The sequence below is a fragment of the Streptomyces sp. TLI_105 genome, assembly GCF_900105415.1.
In the GTDB taxonomy this organism is placed as follows: Bacteria; Actinomycetota; Actinomycetes; order Streptomycetales; family Streptomycetaceae; genus Streptomyces.
Genome location: NZ_FNSM01000001.1, coordinates 6,985,702 through 7,002,890, shown reverse-complemented (window position 1 = coordinate 7,002,890; position 17,189 = coordinate 6,985,702). Strand labels below are relative to the sequence as shown.

The following is a 17,189-nucleotide window of genomic DNA, read 5'->3' as shown; positions in this document are numbered from 1 at the left end:
ATGACGGGGACGCGGGGCGAGCCGCGGGGCAGGGGGAGCACCATGGGGAACGGGACGGGGACGAGCATGGCGACCGGGATGGCTGACGAAGTGGCGACCGGCGAGACCGTCGACGCAGGGGGCCCCACGGCTGACGACGACGCGGCCGGTGCGGGTGGTGGTACAGGTGGCGTGGGCGTCGGTGGCGGCGGCAGCACCGGCGTGCAGGGCGAGGGCGGGGTCGAGGAGTTGCTCGTCGCCGTGCGCGAGGGGCGGGCCGCCGCGGTGCCGGGGCTCCTGGAACCGCTGGACGCCGCCGCGCGCAAGGTCGCGCTCACCCGGCTCACGGCGCTGCGCGCGGAGGTGCGCGCCGGAAAGTGGGCGACGCCCCCGCACCTGCCGGACCTCATCCGCAGCGCGCTGTACGTGGCGGGCGCCGGCTGTCTCCCGACGGCCGCGGCGGCCGCGAGCTGGCTCGGCGCGCGCGACCTGCTGATCCGGGAGGAGGACGGCGCACTCGCTCTCGAGGCGCTCGGCGACCGGGACCCGGAGTGGGGGGCGGACCTGGCGGGGCGTCTGGCCGGGCGCCGGGCGGTGGCGGAGAACAGCTACACGCTGCTCCACGGGCTCATGGCCCGCTCCGGGCACACGGTTCCGCCCACCGACGGCTACGTCACCGCCTGGACCCGGCACATCACCGACGACCGGCTCGTGGAGCGGCTCCGGGAGGACCCGCAGACACCGGTCCTGGTGGCCCACGCCCTCGCGATGGCCGAGCCCCCCGAGCGGCTGGCCCGCACCCTCGGCCGTCGGGCACAGAGGTACTGGCCCACGGCCCTGCGGACGCTCGTCGAGGAAGGGGTCCTGGACCGGGCCCAGGTCCTGGACGTGTGCGTGTCCCGGCTGCTGCACGGCGGTCCCCTCCGGAACCTGCGCCTCCCGCTGGAGATGGTGCGGCTGCTCGAACCGGACGCGGAGGAGCTGCGGGAGCGGATCCCGGACTGGATCGGGATCGCGTCCGACGCGCCCTCGCTCGTCGCCGGGTACGCGCAGGACGTCCTGACGGAGCTCGCCTCGGCGGGGACGCTGCCGGTCGGGGCGCTGGCGGAGATGACGGCCGGTGTCCTCTTCCGTACCGAGAAGAAGCTGGTGCGGGCCCAGTTGGCGTTGGTCGGCAAGGTGCTGGCCAAGGAGCCGGGCGCGGCCGGGGAGCTGCTGCCCGCCGTGACGGAGGCCTTCGGGAGCGAGGACACCGATGTGCAGGAGCGGGCCCTCAAGCTGGTCGGCCGTCATCTGCAGGCCGTGGACGCCGGGGTGCGGCGCGAACTCGCGGAGGCCGCCGGGCTGCTGAGCCCGATGCACCGGCAGGCCGCCGAGGAGCTGTTCGGCGCGGACCTGGGGCAGGGGACGGCGCTTCCGTACGAGGAGATCCTGCCGCCGGTGCCGGAGGCGCAGCGGCTCACGCCCCCGGCGACGACGGTCGAGGAGCTGGTGGCACAGCTGGTGGTGAAGCGGCTCTCGGAGGAGCCCGCGGCGTTCGAGCGGGCGCTCGACGGCCTGGTGCGGCATGCGCACCGGGACCGGGCGGCCGTGGCGGAGGCGGTGCGGGAGGCCTTCCCCTGGCGCCCGTGGGAGCAGGAGACCCACTACTTCACGCAGGAGACCCATGGGGTCCATGTGGTGCTCGCGGGGCTGCTGGGGCTGCTGAATCCGGCGCTCGTCGAGTCCCGCCGGACTCGGGGCCCCGGTCCGGACTCCTGTCTCCACCAGGCCCTTTCGGGGGTCCTCGACGCCCGGCTGTGGGAGACCGCCGATCTCGTGGGCACGGACGCGCTGCCGTTCCTCCTCGCCACGCCGACCTGGAGCACGGGGGCGATCGACCCGCGGATCCTGGTGGAACGGCTGCGGGAGTACCGGGACTCCGGCGTCGAGCCCGCTCCGGCCGATCTCGCCCAGGCCCTGGTGCGGGTGCTGCGGGCCGATCCGTCGGCCTGCCGGGCGGCCGAGGAGGCGGTGGCGCTCGGCACCCCGGCCGGCCGGCGGCTCGCCGCCTGGCTGCGCGAGGAGACGGCCGTGGGGGCGACCGTGCGGTTCCTCCCCCGGGACGAGGACAGGACGCCGACGAGGCGGCGGCTGAGCGACCGGATCGTGGTCGATCTCGGCGAGCACGAGACGGTCCGGGCGGAGTTCCCGCCCGCCTTCCAGTGGCTCGGTGGCGCTCTGGAGGCGGCCCCCCGCCGCTGCCCTCACGGGGTGGAGGGCCGGGCGCAGGGGGCCCCGGTGCTGCCGGCCGACCGTGAACTGCTCGCGGCCTGCCTTCTGCCGACCCTCGCGCACTGCGTCGAGGGAGACTCGCGGGGCGCGACCGAACCGCTGACCGCACTGGTCGAGGCCGACGGGCCGGTCGGCCGCGCGGTGCTGCTGACCCTGGCGTTCGGTCTCGGCTGCGTGGACGCGGACGACCGGCTGCGCGCGGTGGACGGCGTGCTCGTCCTGGCGGCGCGGGGCGAGCTGAACGCCCGACGGCTCGGCACGGAGCTGGCGTGGCTGGTGGCGGAGGGCTCGGTGAAGCCGAACCGGCTGGCGGACGCGGCCCGGACGGCGGCCGCCACGGGTGCGCACCCCACGGTCTGGACGGTGCTCGAGGCGATGCTTCCGGGGGTGCTCGCCCCGGCGCAGCCGGTACGGGGGCTCGGCGAGGTCCTCGCGGTGGCCGCCGACTGCGTGGAGCGGTGCGGGGCCCGCGGGGAGGTCGCCGGGCTCGAAACGCTCGCCTCGGGGCGGGGTTCCTCGCAGCTGGTGGTGCAGGCCGGACGGCTGCTGAGCGCACTCCGTCAGGGGGTCGATCAGCCTCCGACAGAAACGGCCTGAATTGGTCTTTAAGTCAACAGATCGGCACTTAACCCGTCAGTCACAAAGCGTTCGCGATCACGCAACACCGCTGGGTCACAGTGAAGTCATGACCGATGTGACGTCTTCGAAGAGCGCCCGCCGTCCGCACCACTGGCGGCACGACCTGATCGAGCTCGCCGCCCTGTTCACCGCCGTGGTGGTGGCCGACACGATCGCCAAGACCATCGTCAAGGGCCCCGACGGCCCCTACCTCCTGGTCTTCTCCGCGATCACGCTGGTCGCCACCGCCGCGTTCCACACCTGGTGGGCACGCAGGCGCAGTCATGCCGACCATGCCCCGCCCGCCGGTCACACCGGCGGGCGCCCCACCACCGACCTGTCGGCCCCGAGCGGATCCCCGGCGAACGAGCAGGAGACGGAGGGGGAGTCCGGGGCACCGGCCGAGACGACGCTGTGGCGGATGCGGACCACCGTCGCGGACACGCCGGGCAGCCTCGCCGCGCTGTGCACGGTCCTCGCCCGCCTGGGCGTGGACATCCTCACCCTCCAGACCCATCCGCTCGCCGACGGCACGGTCGACGAGTTCCTGCTGCGCGCCCCCGTCGGCCTCTCCGCGCAGGCCCTCGCCCGCGAGACGGCCGCGGCCGGCGGCCGCGACACCTGGACCGAGCGGGCCGACACCCACGACCTGGTGGACACCCCCACCCGGGTCCTGGGCCTCGCCACCCGTACCGCGCTCGACGCGGCCGAACTGCCGCTCGCACTGCGGCAGCTCCTCGGCCGCTGCACCCTCCACTCCGTGCCGGCGGTCTCGCTGACCGGCCGCCCCACCGGCGAACAGGCCCCGGTCGAAGGCGTCCTGGAGGAGACCGTGATGCGGCTGCGCGACCCGCACGGCGGCACCCTCATCGTCGAGCGGCCCCATCTGCCCTTCACCCCGACCGAGTTCGCCCGGGCCCGCGCCCTCGTCGAGCTCGACGCCCGGCTCGGCCCCCGCGTCCCGCGCAGCCAGGACGTGCTGACCCTGCCGGAGGGCAACGAGATCACGGTCCGCCGCGCCGACCAGCGCGACCTGCCCGCCGCGCGCGCCATGCACGACCGCTGCTCGGCCCGCACCCTGGGCCTGCGCTACCACGGCCCCGTCGGCGACGCCGACCGCTACCTCGACCACCTGCTCAGCCCCCGCTTCGGCCGCACCCTCGCCGTACAGACGGCCTCCGGCCGTCTCGTCGCCCTCGGCCACCTGCTGTGGGACGGCGACGAGACGGAGGTCGCCCTCCTCGTCGAGGACGACTGGCAGCGGCGCGGCATCGGCTCCGAGCTCCTCGGCCGGCTGGTGGCGATGGCCGAGGAGACCGGCTGCGACAGCGTGTACGCCGTGACGCAGTCCTCCAACACGGGGATGGTGGCCGCGATGCGGGCGCTGAACCTCCCCCTCGACTACCAGATCGAGGAGGGCACCCTGGTGATCACCGCCCGGCTGTCCTCGACGCCGCGACCGGGCGCTCGGGCACGGCAGGAGCAGCCGCGCGAAGGGACCCGGCCGGCGGAGCGCTGAGCGCCTGGGTCAGGTCGCGCCACAGGTCCTCGACGTCCTCGAGGCCGACCGACATCCGCAGCAGCCGGTCGTTGACGCCCGCGGAGCGCCGGTCTCCCTCGGCCACGATGCGGTGGCTGATGGAGGCCGGGTGCTGGATGAGGGTGTCGACGCTGCCGAGACTGACCGCCGGGGTGATGAGCCGTACGCCGGCGATCACGTCGTGCGGCTCCCCGTACACCTCGAAGGCGATCATCGCGCCGCCGATCCGCGGGTAGTGGACGCGGGCGACGCGGGGGTCGACGGCGAGCCGCCGGACCAGCTCCGCGGCCGTCGAGGACGCCGCCCTGACCCGTACCGGGAGGGTGGAGAGGCCCCGCAGCAGCAGGTATCCGGCGAGGGGGTGGAGCACTCCGCCGGTGGCGAACCGGACCTGACGGAGGGTACGGGCGAACTCCTCGTCGCAGGCGACGATTCCGCCCATGACGTCGCCGTGACCGCCCAGGTACTTGGTGGCGCTGTGCAGCACGATGCGCGCGCCCTGCTCGACGGGGCGCTGGAGCACCGGCGTGGCGAAGGTGTTGTCGACGAGCAGCGGGACGGAGCCGCAGGAGTGGGCGATGGCCCGGATGTCGGCCTCGGCGAGCGTCGGGTTGGCGGGCGACTCGACCATGACGAGGCCGGTGTCGGGCCGGATCGCGTCGGCGATGCCCGCCGGGTCGGTCCAGGTCACCTCGGTGCCGAGCAGCCCGGCGTCGAGGAGGTGGTCGCTGCAGCCGTACAGCGGGCGGACCGCGACGACGTGCCGCAGCCCTTGGCTCGCCCGGGCGAGGAGCACGGCGGTGAGGGCGGCCATGCCGCTGGCGAAGGCGACGGCGGCCTCGGCGCCCTCCAGGCGGGCGAGGGCCTCCTCGAAGCGGGCGACGGTCGGGTTGTCGAGCCGGGCGTAGACGGGCGGGCCGTCGAGCCGGGCGCCGGTGGTGGCGAACTCGTCGATCCGGGCGGCCTCGGCCCGGGCGTCGTACGAGGGATAGGTGGTGGACAGGTCGATCGGCGGGGCGTGCAGTCCGAGTCCGGCGAGGTCTTCGCGGCCGGCGTGCACGGCTTCGGTGGCAAGGGCCCTCGGGATGGCCGAGAGGCCGTGATCCATGGCGTCCATGGCGGCACTGTGAACGGATACCGGGAAGTAGCGTCACATCACCGTGTTACGTTCGCCAGATGGCCGATTCTGTCGTACTGGACGCGGTCGATCTGCACATTCTTCGCCTCCTGCAGAACGACGCCCGGAGCACCTACCGCGAACTCGCCGCCGAGGTCGGCGTCGCACCCTCCACCTGCCTCGACCGGGTGGCACGGCTGCGCCGCACCGGGGTGATCCTCGGACACCAGCTACGACTGGATCCGGCCAAACTCGGGCGCGGGCTCGAAGCGCTGCTTCTCGTCCAGGTCCGCCCCCACCGGCGTGAACTGATCGGTCCGTTCGTCGACCGGATCCGGGCCCTTCCCGAGTCCCGGGCGCTGTTCCACCTCACCGGTCCCGACGACTACCTCGTCCACGTGGCCGTGGCGGACCCCGCCGACCTGCAGCGTCTCGTCCTCGACGAGTTCACCTCGCGGCGCGAGGTGGCCCGCGTCGAGACCCGACTGATCTTCCAGCAGTGGGAATGCGGCCCCCTGCTACCGCCCTCCCCCGGCCCCTCCTTGTCAGCCGACTGAGGCCTGACGAGGGTGACGCAGGCCCTCCGGAGGCGCCAGGATGACCCCCATGCCAGACACTTCCAGCAGCGCGCTGCCCCGCCAGGTCGCCGACGACCACGTCGACGCACTCATCGCCCTCGACCCGATCACCGGTACGTACCTGGGAGTCAAGGAGAGCGCCGGACTGCTGCCGGACTTCTCGCCCGCCGGCCAGCGGGCGGTGGCCGACCTCGCCCGCCGCACGCTCGCCCGTCTCGACGAGGCCGAGCGGGCACCCGGCGCGGACAGCGACGCCGAGCGGCGCTGCGCCCGGCTGCTGCGGGAGCGACTGACGGCGGAACTGGCCATGCACGAGGCCGAGGAGAACCTCCGCACGGTCAGCAACATGCGCTCGCCCGCGCACAGCGTCCGCATCGTCTTCACCGTCATGCCGACGGAGACCGAGGAGGACTGGGAGGCGGTCGCCGCCCGGCTGCGCGCGGTCCCGGACGCGCTCGACGGCTACCGCGCCTCCCTCGCGCTGGGCCTGGAGCGGGGGCTCTTCGGCGGGCCGCGCCCCACCGCCACGTTCGTCGAGCAGCTCACCGAGTGGGCGGGCGGGGAGAACGGGAAGCCGGGCTGGTTCGAGGAGTTCGCCGCCGCCGGCCCCGCCACGCTCCCCGAGGACCTGAGGACCGAGCTCGCGACGGCCGCGAAGGGCGCCACCGCCGCCGTCGGGGCACTGCGGGACTGGATGCGGGACGTGTACGCGCCGGCCGTGGCCGACGCGCCGAACACGGTGGGCCGCGAGCGCTACCAGCGCTGGACCCGTTTCTTCAACGGCACCGATCTGGACCTCGACCAGGCGTACGCGTACGGCTGGAGCGAGTACCACAGGCTCCTCGACGAGATGCGGACCGAGGCCGAGCGGATCCTGCCGGGCGCGGGCCCCTGGGAGGCGCTCGCCCACCTCGACGAGCACGGCACGCACATCGAGGGCGTGGAGGAGGTCCGGGTCTGGCTCCAGGAGCTGATGGACGAGGCCATCGAGGCGCTCGACGGCCACCACTTCGAACTCGCGGAGCGGGTACGACGGGTGGAGTCCCGGATCGCGCCGCCCGGCGGCGCCGCCGCGCCGTACTACACGGGTCCGTCCGAGGACTTCTCGCGCCCGGGCCGCACCTGGCTGCCCGTGGACGGCACGACCCGCTTCCCGGTGTACGACCTGGTGTCGACCTGGTACCACGAGGGCGTCCCCGGCCACCACCTGCAGATCGCGCAGTGGGCGCACGTCGCCGACCGGCTCTCCCGCTACCAGGCGACCATAGGGAAGGTCAGCGCGAACTCGGAGGGCTGGGCGCTGTACGCCGAGCGCCTGATGGACGAACTGGGCTTCCTGCCCGACGCGGAGCGGCGCCTCGGCTACCTCGACGGCCAGATGATGCGCGCGTGCCGGGTGATCGTGGACATCGGCATGCACCTCGGCCTGGAGATCCCCGCGGAGTCGCCCTTCCACCCGGGCGAGCGGTGGACGCCGGAGCTCGCCCAGGAGTTCTTCCAGCTGCACAGCAGCCGCCCGCCGTCCTTCGTGGAGAGCGAGATGACCCGCTATCTGTCGATGCCCGGCCAGGCGATCGGCTACAAACTGGGCGAGCGCGCCTGGCTGCTCGGCCGGGCCAACGCGCGGGCCGCGCACGGCGAGGCGTTCGACGCGAAGGCCTGGCACATGGCGGCCCTCTCGCAGGGCCCCCTCGGTCTGGACGACCTGGTGGACGAGATCTCCCGCCTCTGAGATCTCCCGTATCCGATATCCCGCAGCCAGATCCTGTATCCGATATCCCGGAGTCAGATCCCGTGTCCGATATCCCGGATCCGGGATCTCCCGCCTCCGCGCGTCTCCGATCGCGAGAATCCCCGGTCGATCACTTGATCGACCGGGGATTCCCCTGCACGCTCTCCTCCATGAGCACCGCATACACCCCGGACGCCACCGACTGGCGCATCCTCGAAGCGCTCCAGTCCGAGGGCCGCGCCAGCTTCGCCGAGCTCGCCCGCGCCGTGTCGATGTCGCCGTCCGCGGTGACCGAGCGGGTGCGGCGCCTGGAGGACGCCGGGGTGATCACGGGGTACACGGCGATCGTCGACCAGGACCGCCTGGGCCTGCCCATCCTGGCCTTCGTACGGCTGCGCTACCCGCACGGCAACTACAAGCCGTTCCACGACCTGCTCGACACCACGCCCGAGGTCCTCGAGGCCCACCACGTCACCGGCGACGACTGCTTCGTCCTCAAGGTCGCCGCCCGCTCCATGAAGCACCTGGAGGCGATCAGCGGGAAGGTCGCCACGCTCGGCGCGGTGACCACCAGCGTCGTCTACTCCTCGCCGCTGCCCCGGCGCCCCCTCAGCCGCTGAGCGCGTCCCCGCCGGTGCGCAGCCGCACCGTCGAGCCCTGCCGCGCCTTGACGACCTCCAGCTGGGCCGGGATCCGGCGGCGCAGGTCGCCGACGTGGCTGACGATGCCGACGCTGCGGTCCCGCTCGCGCAGCGAGTCGAGGACGTCGAGGACCTCGTCGAGCGTCTGCTCGTCGAGGCTGCCGAAGCCCTCGTCGATGAAGAGGGTGTCGAGCCTGACGCCGCCGGCCTCGTCGGTGACGACGTCGGCGAGGCCGAGGGCGAGCGCGAGCGAGGCGAAGAAGGTCTCGCCGCCGGAGAGCGTGGCCGTGTCGCGTTCGTTTCCGGTCCAGGCGTCGACGACGTGCAGTCCGAGACCGGACCGCTTGCCGCCGGAGCGCGCGTCGGAGTGGACGAGGGTGTAGCGGCCCGAGGACATGCGCTGGAGGCGGGCGCTCGCGGCCGCCGCGACCTGTTCGAGCCGGGCGGCGAGCACGTACGACTCCAGGCGCATCCGGCGCTCGTTCTCCGCGGAGGTGCCGGCGGTGAGGGCGGCGAGCCGGGCCACCCGGTCGTACTCCTCGCGCAGCGGCCCGAGGCGGCGGACCTCGGTGACGGCCTGCCGGGAGAGTCCGGCGAGTCCGGCGGCCCGCTCGCGGGCGGCGGCCAGGGCGGAGTCGGCCTCGCGGAGGGCGCGTTCGGCCGCCGTGTGCGCGGCCGCCGCGGCGGCGGGGTCGGCGGGCGGGCGGGCGGCGGCCTCGGCCGTGCCGGGCTCGGCGAGTCGGTCCGCGACGGCGGCGGCCTCCGCCTGCCAGGCGTCCACGCGGTGCTGGAGGTCGCGGCGCTCGCCCTCGCCGAGGAGGGCGCCGGCGGCCTCGGCCGGGGTGGCGAAGCCCGCCCTGTAGGCGGCGTCGGCGAGCCGGTCGTCGGCCTCCTTGAGGCGCTGGGCGGCGAGTTCGGCGGTGCGTACGGCTCCGGCGGCGTCGACCAGGAGGGCGATCCGCCGCTCCAGGCGGGTGGCGTGTTCGGCCACGCTGGCGAACGCGCCGCGTCCCCGGGCGAGTTCCTCGTCGAGCGCGGACTGCTCCCGCTCCAGGGCCTCCCGTCGCGAGGTGCGCGCGGCGACCCGCCGCTCGGCCTCGCGCTGCGCGCCCACCCGCTCCTCGTGCTCCCGCTCGGCCCGTGCGAGCGCCTCGCGCGCGCCGTGCGTCTGTCCGGCGAGCGCGTGCGCCTCGGCGTGCAGCCGGGCCAACTCATCGACCTCGTCCGCCAGTTCGCGGACGTTGGGCTCGGATCCGGGGTCGGCGGTCTCCAGCCCGGTCAGGGCTTCCGTACGGGCCGCGGACCAGGACTCGCGGGTGACGGCGAGTTCGCGTTCGGCGGCCGTGCGGGTCTCCTCGGCGCGGCTGTAGGCCGCGTAGGCGGCGTCCTCCGTGGCGCGGTCGACGTGGCCGGCGGTGGTGCGGGCGGGGGCCGGGTGGTCGGTGGAACCGCAGACCTGGCAGGGGTCGCCCGGGGTGAGGGCGACCGCGAGTTCGGCGGCGATGCCCTCCAGGCGCCGGGACTTGACGTCGAGCCAGCTCTCGTGGGCCGCGTTGCGCCGCTCGCGGGCCTCCGCGAGGCGGGTCTCGGCCGCCCGGGCCTCCCGGGCGAGGGAGTCGCGGCGGCGGGCCGCGGCGAGCCTGCGGCGGGCGGGCTCCAGACGGCCCGCGAGGTGTTCGGCGCGGGCGGCGGCGTCGCGGGCGGCCTCGACGCGTTCGGCGAGGGCCGTGCGGCGCGGTTCCCAGCCGGCGAGCCAGTCGGCCGCGTCCCGGAGGGCGTCCTCGTCGGCGCGCGCCTCCCTGGCGAGTACGGCGCGTTCCTCGGCGACGGCGGCCGCGCGGCGCTCGGCGCGGCGGGCCGCGTCGAGGCCGCCGAGCTCCTCGCGCAGTCGGTGTTCGAGGGTGGAGAGGTGTTCGGCGCCGGCCTCGGCGAGGTCGGGGGGCAGCAGGGCGCGGGCACGCTCCCGGGCGGTGTGCGCGGCGGCGTGCTCGCGCTCGGCGTCGCGGCGCAGTCCGAGGGCGGGGGCCACCCGGTCGGCCTTGAGGCCCCGGTCGAGGGCGTCCTGGAGGCGGTCGCGCTCGGGGGCCCGCGCGGTGAGCCGCTCGCGGCGCCGGAGGGCGTCGGCGTGCCGGGCCTGCCGGGCGGCGAGGTCGTTCTCCGCGTCGAGGGCGGCGCGCGTGGCGTCCCGGGCGGCCTCGGCCGCGGTGAGGCGCACGTCCGCGATGTCGAGGGCTTCACGTGCCTCGGTGCGGGCGACGGCGACCCAGGTGAGGACGGAGTCGGCGAGCCCGGGGTCGCCCGGCCGGCCCTCGACGGGGGTGCGGGCGGCGTCGAGGCCGCCGGCGGCCTGGGTCATGCGGTGGACCAGGGTGAGCAGCCGCGCGTCCCCGTCCTCGACCTGCTGTTGGGCGGTGCGGCGCAGTTCGGCGAGGCGTTCCTCGACGGCGGCGAAGCGGCGGGTGTCGAAGAGGCGGCCGAGGAGCTTGCCCCGGGCCTCGGCGTCGGCGCGCAGGAAGCGGGCGAAGTCGCCCTGCGGGAGGAGGACGACCTGGCAGAACTGCTCGCGGCTCATGCCGAGGAGCTGGGTGATCTCCTCTCCCGTCTCCTGGTGGGAGCGGCTGAGGCCGGCCCACTCACCGGTGGTCGGGTCGTACTCGCGGAGCCAGGTCTGGGCCTTCTCGGTGGTGAAGCCGCCGCCGCGCTTCTTGGGCCGCTGCTGGGCGGGGCGACGGGTGATCTCCAGACGCCGGTCCCCCACGGTCAGCTCGAGGAGGACCTCGGTGTACGTGCCGACGGGGGCGTGGTCGCTGCGCAGGGAGGCGCCGGGGGTCTGGCGGACGCCGGGCACGCTTCCGTACAGGGCGAAGCAGACGGCGTCGAGGACGGAGGTCTTGCCGGCGCCGGTCGGCCCGTGGAGGAGGAAGAGCCCGGCGGAGGACAGGGCGTCGAAGTCGATCCTCTGCGTGGTGCCGAACGGGCCGAAGGCGGTGATCTCCAGGCGGTGCAGCCTCACCGGCCCACCTCGCGCTCGGCCGTGTCGACGCGGACGTCGTCGAAGGCGCCGTACAGGACCGTCCGTTCGGCGCCGTCGAGGGCGCCGCCGCGCACGTGGGCCACGAAGTCCTCCGCGATCTGCTGGTCGCTGCGGTCCCGGAGGCGCTGGGCGTAGGAGGCGCCGGGGTCGTCCGAGGTCCGCTCGGGGTCGAAGACCAGGTTGAGGGTGTGCGGGAAGCGTTCGGTGAGCCGGGCCATGGGCTCGGGGGGCCGCACGGGGTCGGTGAGGGTGGCCTCGACCCAGGACTGCTCGTGCGGGGTGAGCCCGGGGTCGGCGAGGAGGTCGTCGAGTCGCCCCCGGATGCGGGCGAGGGGGCGCGGGACGGGGCAGTCGAGGCGCACGTCGCCGGTGATCGCCCCGTCGGGACCACCGGGGCCCAGGTCGATCAGCCACATGCTCTTGCGGTGGTCGGCCTCGGAGAACGAGTAGGCGAGGGGGGAGCCGGAGTAGCGGACGCGCGGGGTGAGGGTCTGGCTGCCGTGGAGGTGGCCGAGGGCGACGTAGTCGACGCCGTCGAAGATCCCGGCGGGGACGGCGGCGACGCCGCCGACCGTGATGTCCCGCTCGCTGTCGCTCGGCGCGCCGCCCGCGACGAAGGCGTGGGCGACGACGACGGAGCGGGTGCCGGCGGGCCGGCGGGCGAGGTCGGCGCGGACCCGGTCCATGGCGGCGGCGAGGACGGCCTCGTGGCCGCCCTTCTCGGCGCCGAGCCGCTCGCGGACGAGCACGGGTTCGAGGTAGGGCAGGCCGTAGAGGGCGACCTCGCCGTGGGCGTCGGAGAGGAGGACGGGGGTGCCGATGCCGTCGGGGTCGGTACGGAGGTGGATGCCGGCCCGCTCGATGAGTCCGGCGCCGACGCCTAGGCGCCGGGCGGAGTCGTGGTTGCCCGAGATCATGACGGTGGGCACCCCGGCCTCGGCGAGGCGGTGCAGCGCGGTGTCGAAGAGCTCGACGGCGGGCAGCGGGGGCACGGCCCGGTCGTAGACGTCCCCGGCGACGAGGACGGCGTCCACGTCGTGCGCGTGGACGGTCGCCACGAGGTGGTCGAGGAAGGCGGCCTGGGCGTCGAGGAGACCGACGCGGTGGAAGGACCGGCCGAGATGCCAGTCCGAGGTGTGCAGGAGCCTCACGATGCCGCCCCACCCCGCATGTGCCCTGCCCCTCGCCGCCGGTTCCCGTTCGTGTGCGCGCACCACGCTATCCCGAGCGGGCTGGTGGGCGCGGCCCGTCCACGGGGGCGCGTGCGGCCGGGCACGCCCCGGCGCCCGGCCGCACCACGTCATGCAGGGGGCATCACTGACGGTCCGTCACGTGAGGTGCGTCACGTGTGACGTCTCACGCGTCGCCTGTGACGTCTCACGCGTCGCCGTACGCCTCGCCGCCGAGTTCGAAGGAGGCCGTGCCGGCCGTGGCGTCGGCGAGCCAGCCGCGGAAGGCGGGCACGTCCGCGTCGGGAAGGCCGATCTCGATCGTGACGGCGTCGGCGTACCGCACCTCGCGGACGGCGCGACCGGTGGCCCGCAGGTCGTTCTCCAGCTTGCCCGCGCGCTGGTGGTCGACGGTGACGGTGGCGAGCCGGAAGCGCTGCCGGGTGATGGTGCCGAGGGCGTCGAGCGCCTCGCCGACCGCCCCGCCGTACGCGCGGATCAGGCCGCCCGCGCCCAGCTTCACACCGCCGTAGTAGCGGGTGACGACGGCGACGACGTACCGCATCTCGCGGCGCAGCAGCATCTGGAGCATGGGGACGCCGGCCGTGCCGCCGGGCTCGCCGTCGTCGCTCGCCTTCTGCACGGAGGCGTCGGCACCGAGGACGTACGCGAAGCAGTTGTGGGTGGCGGTCGGGTGCTCCCTGCGGATCCGCGCGACGAACTCCTGCGCCTCGCGCTCGTCGGCGACGGGCGCGAGCGCGCAGAGGAAGCGCGAGCGGTTGATCTCGGTCTCGTGCACACCCTCGCGGGCCGGCGTGCGGTACTGCTCCTGCATCCGACCAGCCTACGGTCCGTCCGGCCCGGCCTCCTCCGGAGCCCTCCCGGCACGCTGCGTCCCCCCGGGCCTCGCCCTCCCCGGCGGGGGCCGATGCGACGTGGACCGAGGGCCCCTAAGGGAGATCTCAGGGCCGCCGGGTCACGCGTACGGGAATCCCGGCCCGCCGCGGCTCGTTCTTCTCACAGACGGACCGCACCGACGAGAGGCAGCAGAAGCGATGAGCGCAGACACCACGACCACCGGCCCCGCCGCGTACTCCGCGTCGGAGACGGTGCGGCGGATCCTGACGTCCACGGGCGACACCTGGGCGGTGGTCGGCCTCTCGTCGAACCGGTCCCGTGCCGCGTACGCGGTGGCGGCCGTCCTCCAGCGTTTCGGCAAGCGGATCGTCCCGGTGCACCCGAAGGCGGAGGCGGTCCACGGCGAGCAGGGCTACGCCTCGCTGGCCGACATCCCGTTCCCGGTCGACGTCGTCGACGTCTTCGTGAACAGCGAGCTGGCGGGGGCCGTCGCCGACGAGGCCGTCGCGATCGGCGCCAAGGCGGTCTGGTTCCAGCTGGACGTCGTCGACGACGACGCGTTCGCCCGGACCCGCGCGGCGGGCCTCGACATGGTCATGGACCGCTGCCCCGCGATCGAGATACCGCGTCTGGGCTGAGCCCCCGGCCGCGCCCTCAGCCGACGGGGACGCCGAGGCCCTCCAGGACGACGGCGCCGGGGAGTTGGGCGAAGGCCTTGCCGGGGAGGATGAGCTTGCCCCGGCGGCGGCCGCTGCCGACGAGGACCCACTCGGTGTCGACGACGGCGGCGTCGACGAGCAGCGGCCAGTCGGCCGGGAGGCCGAGCGGGGTGATCCCGCCGTACTCCATGCCGGTCTCGCCGGTCGCGGTGTCCATCGGCGCGAACGAGGCCTTGCGGGCGCCGAGATGCTTGCGGACGAGGCCGTTGACGTCGACCCGGGTCGCCGACTTCACGAGGCACGCGGCGAGGGTGGTCGTCTCCCCGCGCCTGCCCGCGACGACCACGCAGTTGGCGGAGGCGTCGAGGAGTTCGGGCCCGTGGTGCTCCACGAAGACGGCCGTGTCGGCGATGGCCGGGTCGGTGTCCACGTACAGCACCCGGTCGGCCGGGACGGGTCCCGTCCAGGCGCGGACGGCGGCGGCGACAGGGCCGGTCAGGAGGTCGAGGCAGTCGGGGGCGGGACGGGCGTCGTCGAAGTCTCCGATGGGTGCGCGCATGCGCCTCACGCTAACAACCGCCGTCCGGCTGGGGGGCGCCCGTCTCAGCGTACGGGCGGGATGGAGACGGCCATCGTCATCTCGACCGGCTCGTCGCCGTCGTTGCGGTAGGTGTGCGGGACGTTCGCCTCGAAGACGGCGGAGGTGCCGGCGGGCAGCGGGTGGTCCTCGCCGTCCACGACCAGGGTGAGCGTGCCGGCGGTGACGTGCAGCAGCTCGACCGTGCCCTCCGGGTGCGGGTCGGAGGCGGTGCCGTCGCCGGGCATGAGGGTCCAGGACCAGAGCTCCAGCGGGCCGCGGGCCTCCGTGCCGACCAGGAGGGTGGTGTGGCTGCCGGTGGAGGTGGACCACATCCGGACGGCCTGGCCGGGCGGGACGAGCCGGACCTGGGGGCCCTGCTCGTAGTCGAGGAGCGTCGTGATGGAGACGCCGAGGGCGTCGGCCAGCTTCACGGTGGTGCCGACGCTGGGGTTGGTCCGGGCCTGCTCGATCTGGATGATCATGCCGCGGCTGACTCCGGCGCGTGCGGCGAGCGCGTCCAGGGTGAATCCCCGCTCCTTGCGCCAGCGCTTCAGGTTCCGGGCGAGCGACTGCGTGAGCTGGTCGAGGTCCGACACATTCCGTCCAATATTCTGGATGACAGAGTTCAATGAACTGAACTACGGTGGGGTGCACCCGATTGTTCACTGCACTGTACTGCCGCACGCCCTTGCGAGGATCCATGACCGCCCTGTTCGCCCTGGCCACCAGCCTTCTCTGGGGCCTCGCCGACTTCGGGGGCGGACTCCTCACCCGCCGGATCCCCGCCCTCACCGTCGTGGTGGTCTCCCAGGTCCTCGCGGTCCTCGTCCTGGGCGCGATCGTCCTCGCGACCGGCGCCTGGACCGAGGCGGGGCCCCAGCTCTGGTACGCGGTCGGGGCGGGCGTCGTCGGCCCGGCGGCCATGCTCGCCTTCTACAAGGCGCTCGCGCTCGGCCCCATGGGCGTGGTCTCCCCGCTCGGCTCCCTCGGCGTCGTCGTCCCCGTCTCCGTGGGCCTGCTCGTCGGCGACCGGCCGGGGCTGCTCCAGTTCGCCGGCATCGGCGTGGCGATCCTCGGCGTGGTGCTCGCGGGCGGGCCGGAGCTGCGCGGGGCGCCCGTCCAGCGCCAGGCGGTCCTGCTGACCCTGGTCGCCGCCTTCGGCTTCGGCTCGGTGATGGCGCTCATCGCCGAGGCGTCCACGACCGTCACCGGGCTGTTCCTCGCCCTGTTCGTCCAGCGCGTCACCAACGTCCTGGTCGGCGGCGGAGCCCTGTACGCCTCGGTGCGCCGCGGCGGCCGCGCGCTCCCCGAGGGCGGGCCCCGGGCCGTCGGCGCGGCGCTCCCGGCCCTCGCCTTCGTGGGCCTCGCGGACGTCGCCGCCAACGGCACGTACGCGATGGCCGCGCAGCAGGGCCCGGTCACCGTCGCCGCCGTCCTCGCCAGCCTCTACCCGGTCGTCACGGCCCTCGCGGCCCGCGGCGTCCTCAAGGAACGCCTCCGCGCCGTCCAGGCGGCGGGCGCGGGCCTCGCCCTGGTGGGCACGGTCCTCCTGGCGACGGGCTAGAAGGACCGGCCCGCCAGGCCGGGCCCGATCACGACGGCACGGACTCGGAGCTGCCCGTGCGCTGGGCCTCCCAGACCGCCAGCGCCGCGAGCTGCTCCGGGGTGACGTGCTCCGGGATGGGGGTCGGGGCGGGGGTGCGGAGCGGGGGCTGCCAGCCGTTCTCCGGGTCCCAGCTGCGGACGACCTTCGCGGGGGCGCCCGCCACGACCGAGTGGTCCGGGACCTCGCCGCGCACCACCGCGCCCGCCGCGACGACGACGTTGCGGCCGAGGCGCGCGCCGGGAAGGATCACCGCGCCCGTGCCGAGCCAGCAGCCGGGGCCGATGGAGACGGGTTCCGAGCGGGGCCACTGGCGGCCGACGGGCTCGTCCGGGTCGTCGTAACTGTGGTTCGTCGAGGTGATGTAGACGTACGGGCCGCAGTACGTGTCCGAGCCGATCGTCACCTTCGCGTCGGCGATGACGTGACTGCCCCGCCCGAGGACGACCCCGTCCCCCAGGGTCAGGACCGTGTCGGTCCCGAGGTCGAGGTCCGGCAGCATCCCCGCCGTCAGCGTGACCTGCTCGGCGATGATGCAGCACTCGCCGATCTCGATCCACGGCTCGCCGAAGACCGTGCCCTGCGGGAAGGCGAGCCGGGTGCCCGCGCCGAGGCGGCGGAACCGCAGCTTCCCGGGATGTTCGGCGGTGACGGAGCCGGCCTGCTGCACCCAGCGCCAGCCGCCCTGCACGGCACGGGCGAGGACCCTGCGCCGCCAGGCGGCGAGGGATGAGAACGTGTTTCTGTTCCTGGGCACCCGGCCACCGTAGTCGGAGCCGTCGTACCTGATCAGTGCGGTGCGCTGTG

The 17,189-nt window shown here is 74.7% G+C and carries 14 protein-coding genes; 7 read left to right on the top strand and 7 right to left on the bottom strand.

Annotated features, from left to right (window positions below; all coding sequences use genetic code 11):
• The first annotated feature begins 78 nt into the window (after positions 1-78).
• Positions 79-2,850, top strand: a complete 2,772-nt coding sequence (locus BLW86_RS41610) for a DUF7824 domain-containing protein (protein WP_256341485.1) — start codon at positions 79-81, stop codon at positions 2,848-2,850.
• Between the two features lie 88 nt (positions 2,851-2,938).
• Positions 2,939-4,390, top strand: a complete 1,452-nt coding sequence (locus BLW86_RS32005; RefSeq protein ID WP_093877249.1) for a GNAT family N-acetyltransferase — start codon at positions 2,939-2,941, stop codon at positions 4,388-4,390.
• Here BLW86_RS32005 and BLW86_RS32000 read toward each other — a convergent pair.
• Positions 4,302-5,528, bottom strand: a complete 1,227-nt coding sequence (locus BLW86_RS32000; protein ID WP_093877248.1) for a trans-sulfuration enzyme family protein — start codon at positions 5,526-5,528, stop codon at positions 4,302-4,304. The genes BLW86_RS32005 and BLW86_RS32000 overlap by 89 nt on opposite strands.
• Before the next feature lie 59 nt (positions 5,529-5,587).
• On the opposite strand from BLW86_RS32000, the gene BLW86_RS31995 reads away from it, so the two are divergent.
• The 3 genes from BLW86_RS31995 to BLW86_RS31985 all read left to right on the top strand — a co-directional run bounded on the left by BLW86_RS31995 (position 5,588) and on the right by BLW86_RS31985 (position 8,458).
• The gene (locus tag BLW86_RS31995) at positions 5,588-6,085 is read left to right on the top strand and encodes an Lrp/AsnC family transcriptional regulator (RefSeq protein WP_030686247.1); all 498 of its coding nucleotides are present in this window, start codon (positions 5,588-5,590) and stop codon (positions 6,083-6,085) included.
• 49 nt (positions 6,086-6,134) lie between these two features.
• Positions 6,135-7,838, top strand: coding sequence for a DUF885 domain-containing protein (locus tag BLW86_RS31990; protein ID WP_177181807.1), 1,704 nt, complete (start codon positions 6,135-6,137; stop codon positions 7,836-7,838).
• 170 nt (positions 7,839-8,008) lie between these two features.
• The gene (locus BLW86_RS31985; RefSeq protein WP_093877246.1) at positions 8,009-8,458 is read left to right on the top strand and encodes an Lrp/AsnC family transcriptional regulator; all 450 of its coding nucleotides are present in this window, start codon (positions 8,009-8,011) and stop codon (positions 8,456-8,458) included.
• On the opposite strand, the gene BLW86_RS31980 is transcribed toward BLW86_RS31985, so the two are convergent.
• The 3 genes from BLW86_RS31980 to BLW86_RS31970 form a co-directional block, all read right to left on the bottom strand.
• Positions 8,448-11,492: an AAA family ATPase gene (locus BLW86_RS31980; RefSeq protein WP_093877245.1), complete on the bottom strand. Its 3,045-nt coding sequence runs from the start codon at positions 11,490-11,492 to the stop codon at positions 8,448-8,450. The genes BLW86_RS31985 and BLW86_RS31980 overlap by 11 nt on opposite strands.
• Positions 11,489-12,664 carry an exonuclease SbcCD subunit D gene (locus BLW86_RS31975; RefSeq protein ID WP_093877244.1) on the bottom strand — a complete coding sequence of 392 codons (1,176 nt, stop codon included), beginning with the start codon at positions 12,662-12,664 and terminating at the stop codon, positions 11,489-11,491. Before BLW86_RS31975 ends, BLW86_RS31980 begins: the two co-directional genes overlap by 4 nt.
• Positions 12,665-12,890: 226 nt before the next feature.
• Positions 12,891-13,517, bottom strand: coding sequence for a YigZ family protein (locus BLW86_RS31970; protein WP_093877243.1), 627 nt, complete (start codon positions 13,515-13,517; stop codon positions 12,891-12,893).
• A 220-nt stretch (positions 13,518-13,737) separates the two neighbouring features.
• Between BLW86_RS31970 and BLW86_RS31965 the strand changes: the two genes are divergently transcribed.
• Complete coding sequence (locus tag BLW86_RS31965; protein ID WP_093877242.1) at positions 13,738-14,178, top strand: CoA-binding protein; 441 nt, start codon at positions 13,738-13,740, stop codon at positions 14,176-14,178.
• Positions 14,179-14,194: 16 nt separating this feature from the next.
• Here BLW86_RS31965 and BLW86_RS31960 read toward each other — a convergent pair whose 3' ends face one another.
• Together BLW86_RS31960 and BLW86_RS31955 are read right to left on the bottom strand one after the other, a co-directional pair.
• A complete protein-coding gene (locus BLW86_RS31960; RefSeq protein ID WP_093877241.1) occupies positions 14,195-14,758 on the bottom strand; it encodes a YbaK/EbsC family protein in 564 nt (187 codons plus the stop codon).
• Positions 14,759-14,802: 44 nt separating this feature from the next.
• Positions 14,803-15,375 carry a helix-turn-helix domain-containing protein gene (locus tag BLW86_RS31955; protein ID WP_093877240.1) on the bottom strand — a complete coding sequence of 191 codons (573 nt, stop codon included), beginning with the start codon at positions 15,373-15,375 and terminating at the stop codon, positions 14,803-14,805.
• A gap of 104 nt (positions 15,376-15,479) precedes the next feature.
• On the opposite strand from BLW86_RS31955, the gene BLW86_RS31950 reads away from it, so the two are divergent.
• Positions 15,480-16,343, top strand: coding sequence for a DMT family transporter (locus BLW86_RS31950; protein WP_093877239.1), 864 nt, complete (start codon positions 15,480-15,482; stop codon positions 16,341-16,343).
• Between the two features lie 28 nt (positions 16,344-16,371).
• Here BLW86_RS31950 and BLW86_RS31945 read toward each other — a convergent pair whose 3' ends face one another.
• Positions 16,372-17,139: an acyltransferase gene (locus tag BLW86_RS31945; protein WP_093877238.1), complete on the bottom strand. Its 768-nt coding sequence runs from the start codon at positions 17,137-17,139 to the stop codon at positions 16,372-16,374.
• Positions 17,140-17,189 lie beyond the last annotated feature (50 nt).

Coding starts and splice junctions, on each gene's coding strand:
- BLW86_RS41610 (WP_256341485.1), top strand. CDS start 79: ATGGCTGACGAAGTGGCGACCGGCGAGACCGTCGACGCAGGGGGCCCC.
- BLW86_RS32005 (WP_093877249.1), top strand. CDS start 2,939: ATGACCGATGTGACGTCTTCGAAGAGCGCCCGCCGTCCGCACCACTGG.
- BLW86_RS32000 (WP_093877248.1), bottom strand. CDS start 5,528: ATGGACGCCATGGATCACGGCCTCTCGGCCATCCCGAGGGCCCTTGCC.
- BLW86_RS31995 (WP_030686247.1), top strand. CDS start 5,588: ATGGCCGATTCTGTCGTACTGGACGCGGTCGATCTGCACATTCTTCGC.
- BLW86_RS31990 (WP_177181807.1), top strand. CDS start 6,135: ATGCCAGACACTTCCAGCAGCGCGCTGCCCCGCCAGGTCGCCGACGAC.
- BLW86_RS31985 (WP_093877246.1), top strand. CDS start 8,009: ATGAGCACCGCATACACCCCGGACGCCACCGACTGGCGCATCCTCGAA.
- BLW86_RS31970 (WP_093877243.1), bottom strand. CDS start 13,517: ATGCAGGAGCAGTACCGCACGCCGGCCCGCGAGGGTGTGCACGAGACC.
- BLW86_RS31965 (WP_093877242.1), top strand. CDS start 13,738: ATGAGCGCAGACACCACGACCACCGGCCCCGCCGCGTACTCCGCGTCG.
- BLW86_RS31960 (WP_093877241.1), bottom strand. CDS start 14,758: ATGCGCGCACCCATCGGAGACTTCGACGACGCCCGTCCCGCCCCCGAC.
- BLW86_RS31950 (WP_093877239.1), top strand. CDS start 15,480: ATGACCGCCCTGTTCGCCCTGGCCACCAGCCTTCTCTGGGGCCTCGCC.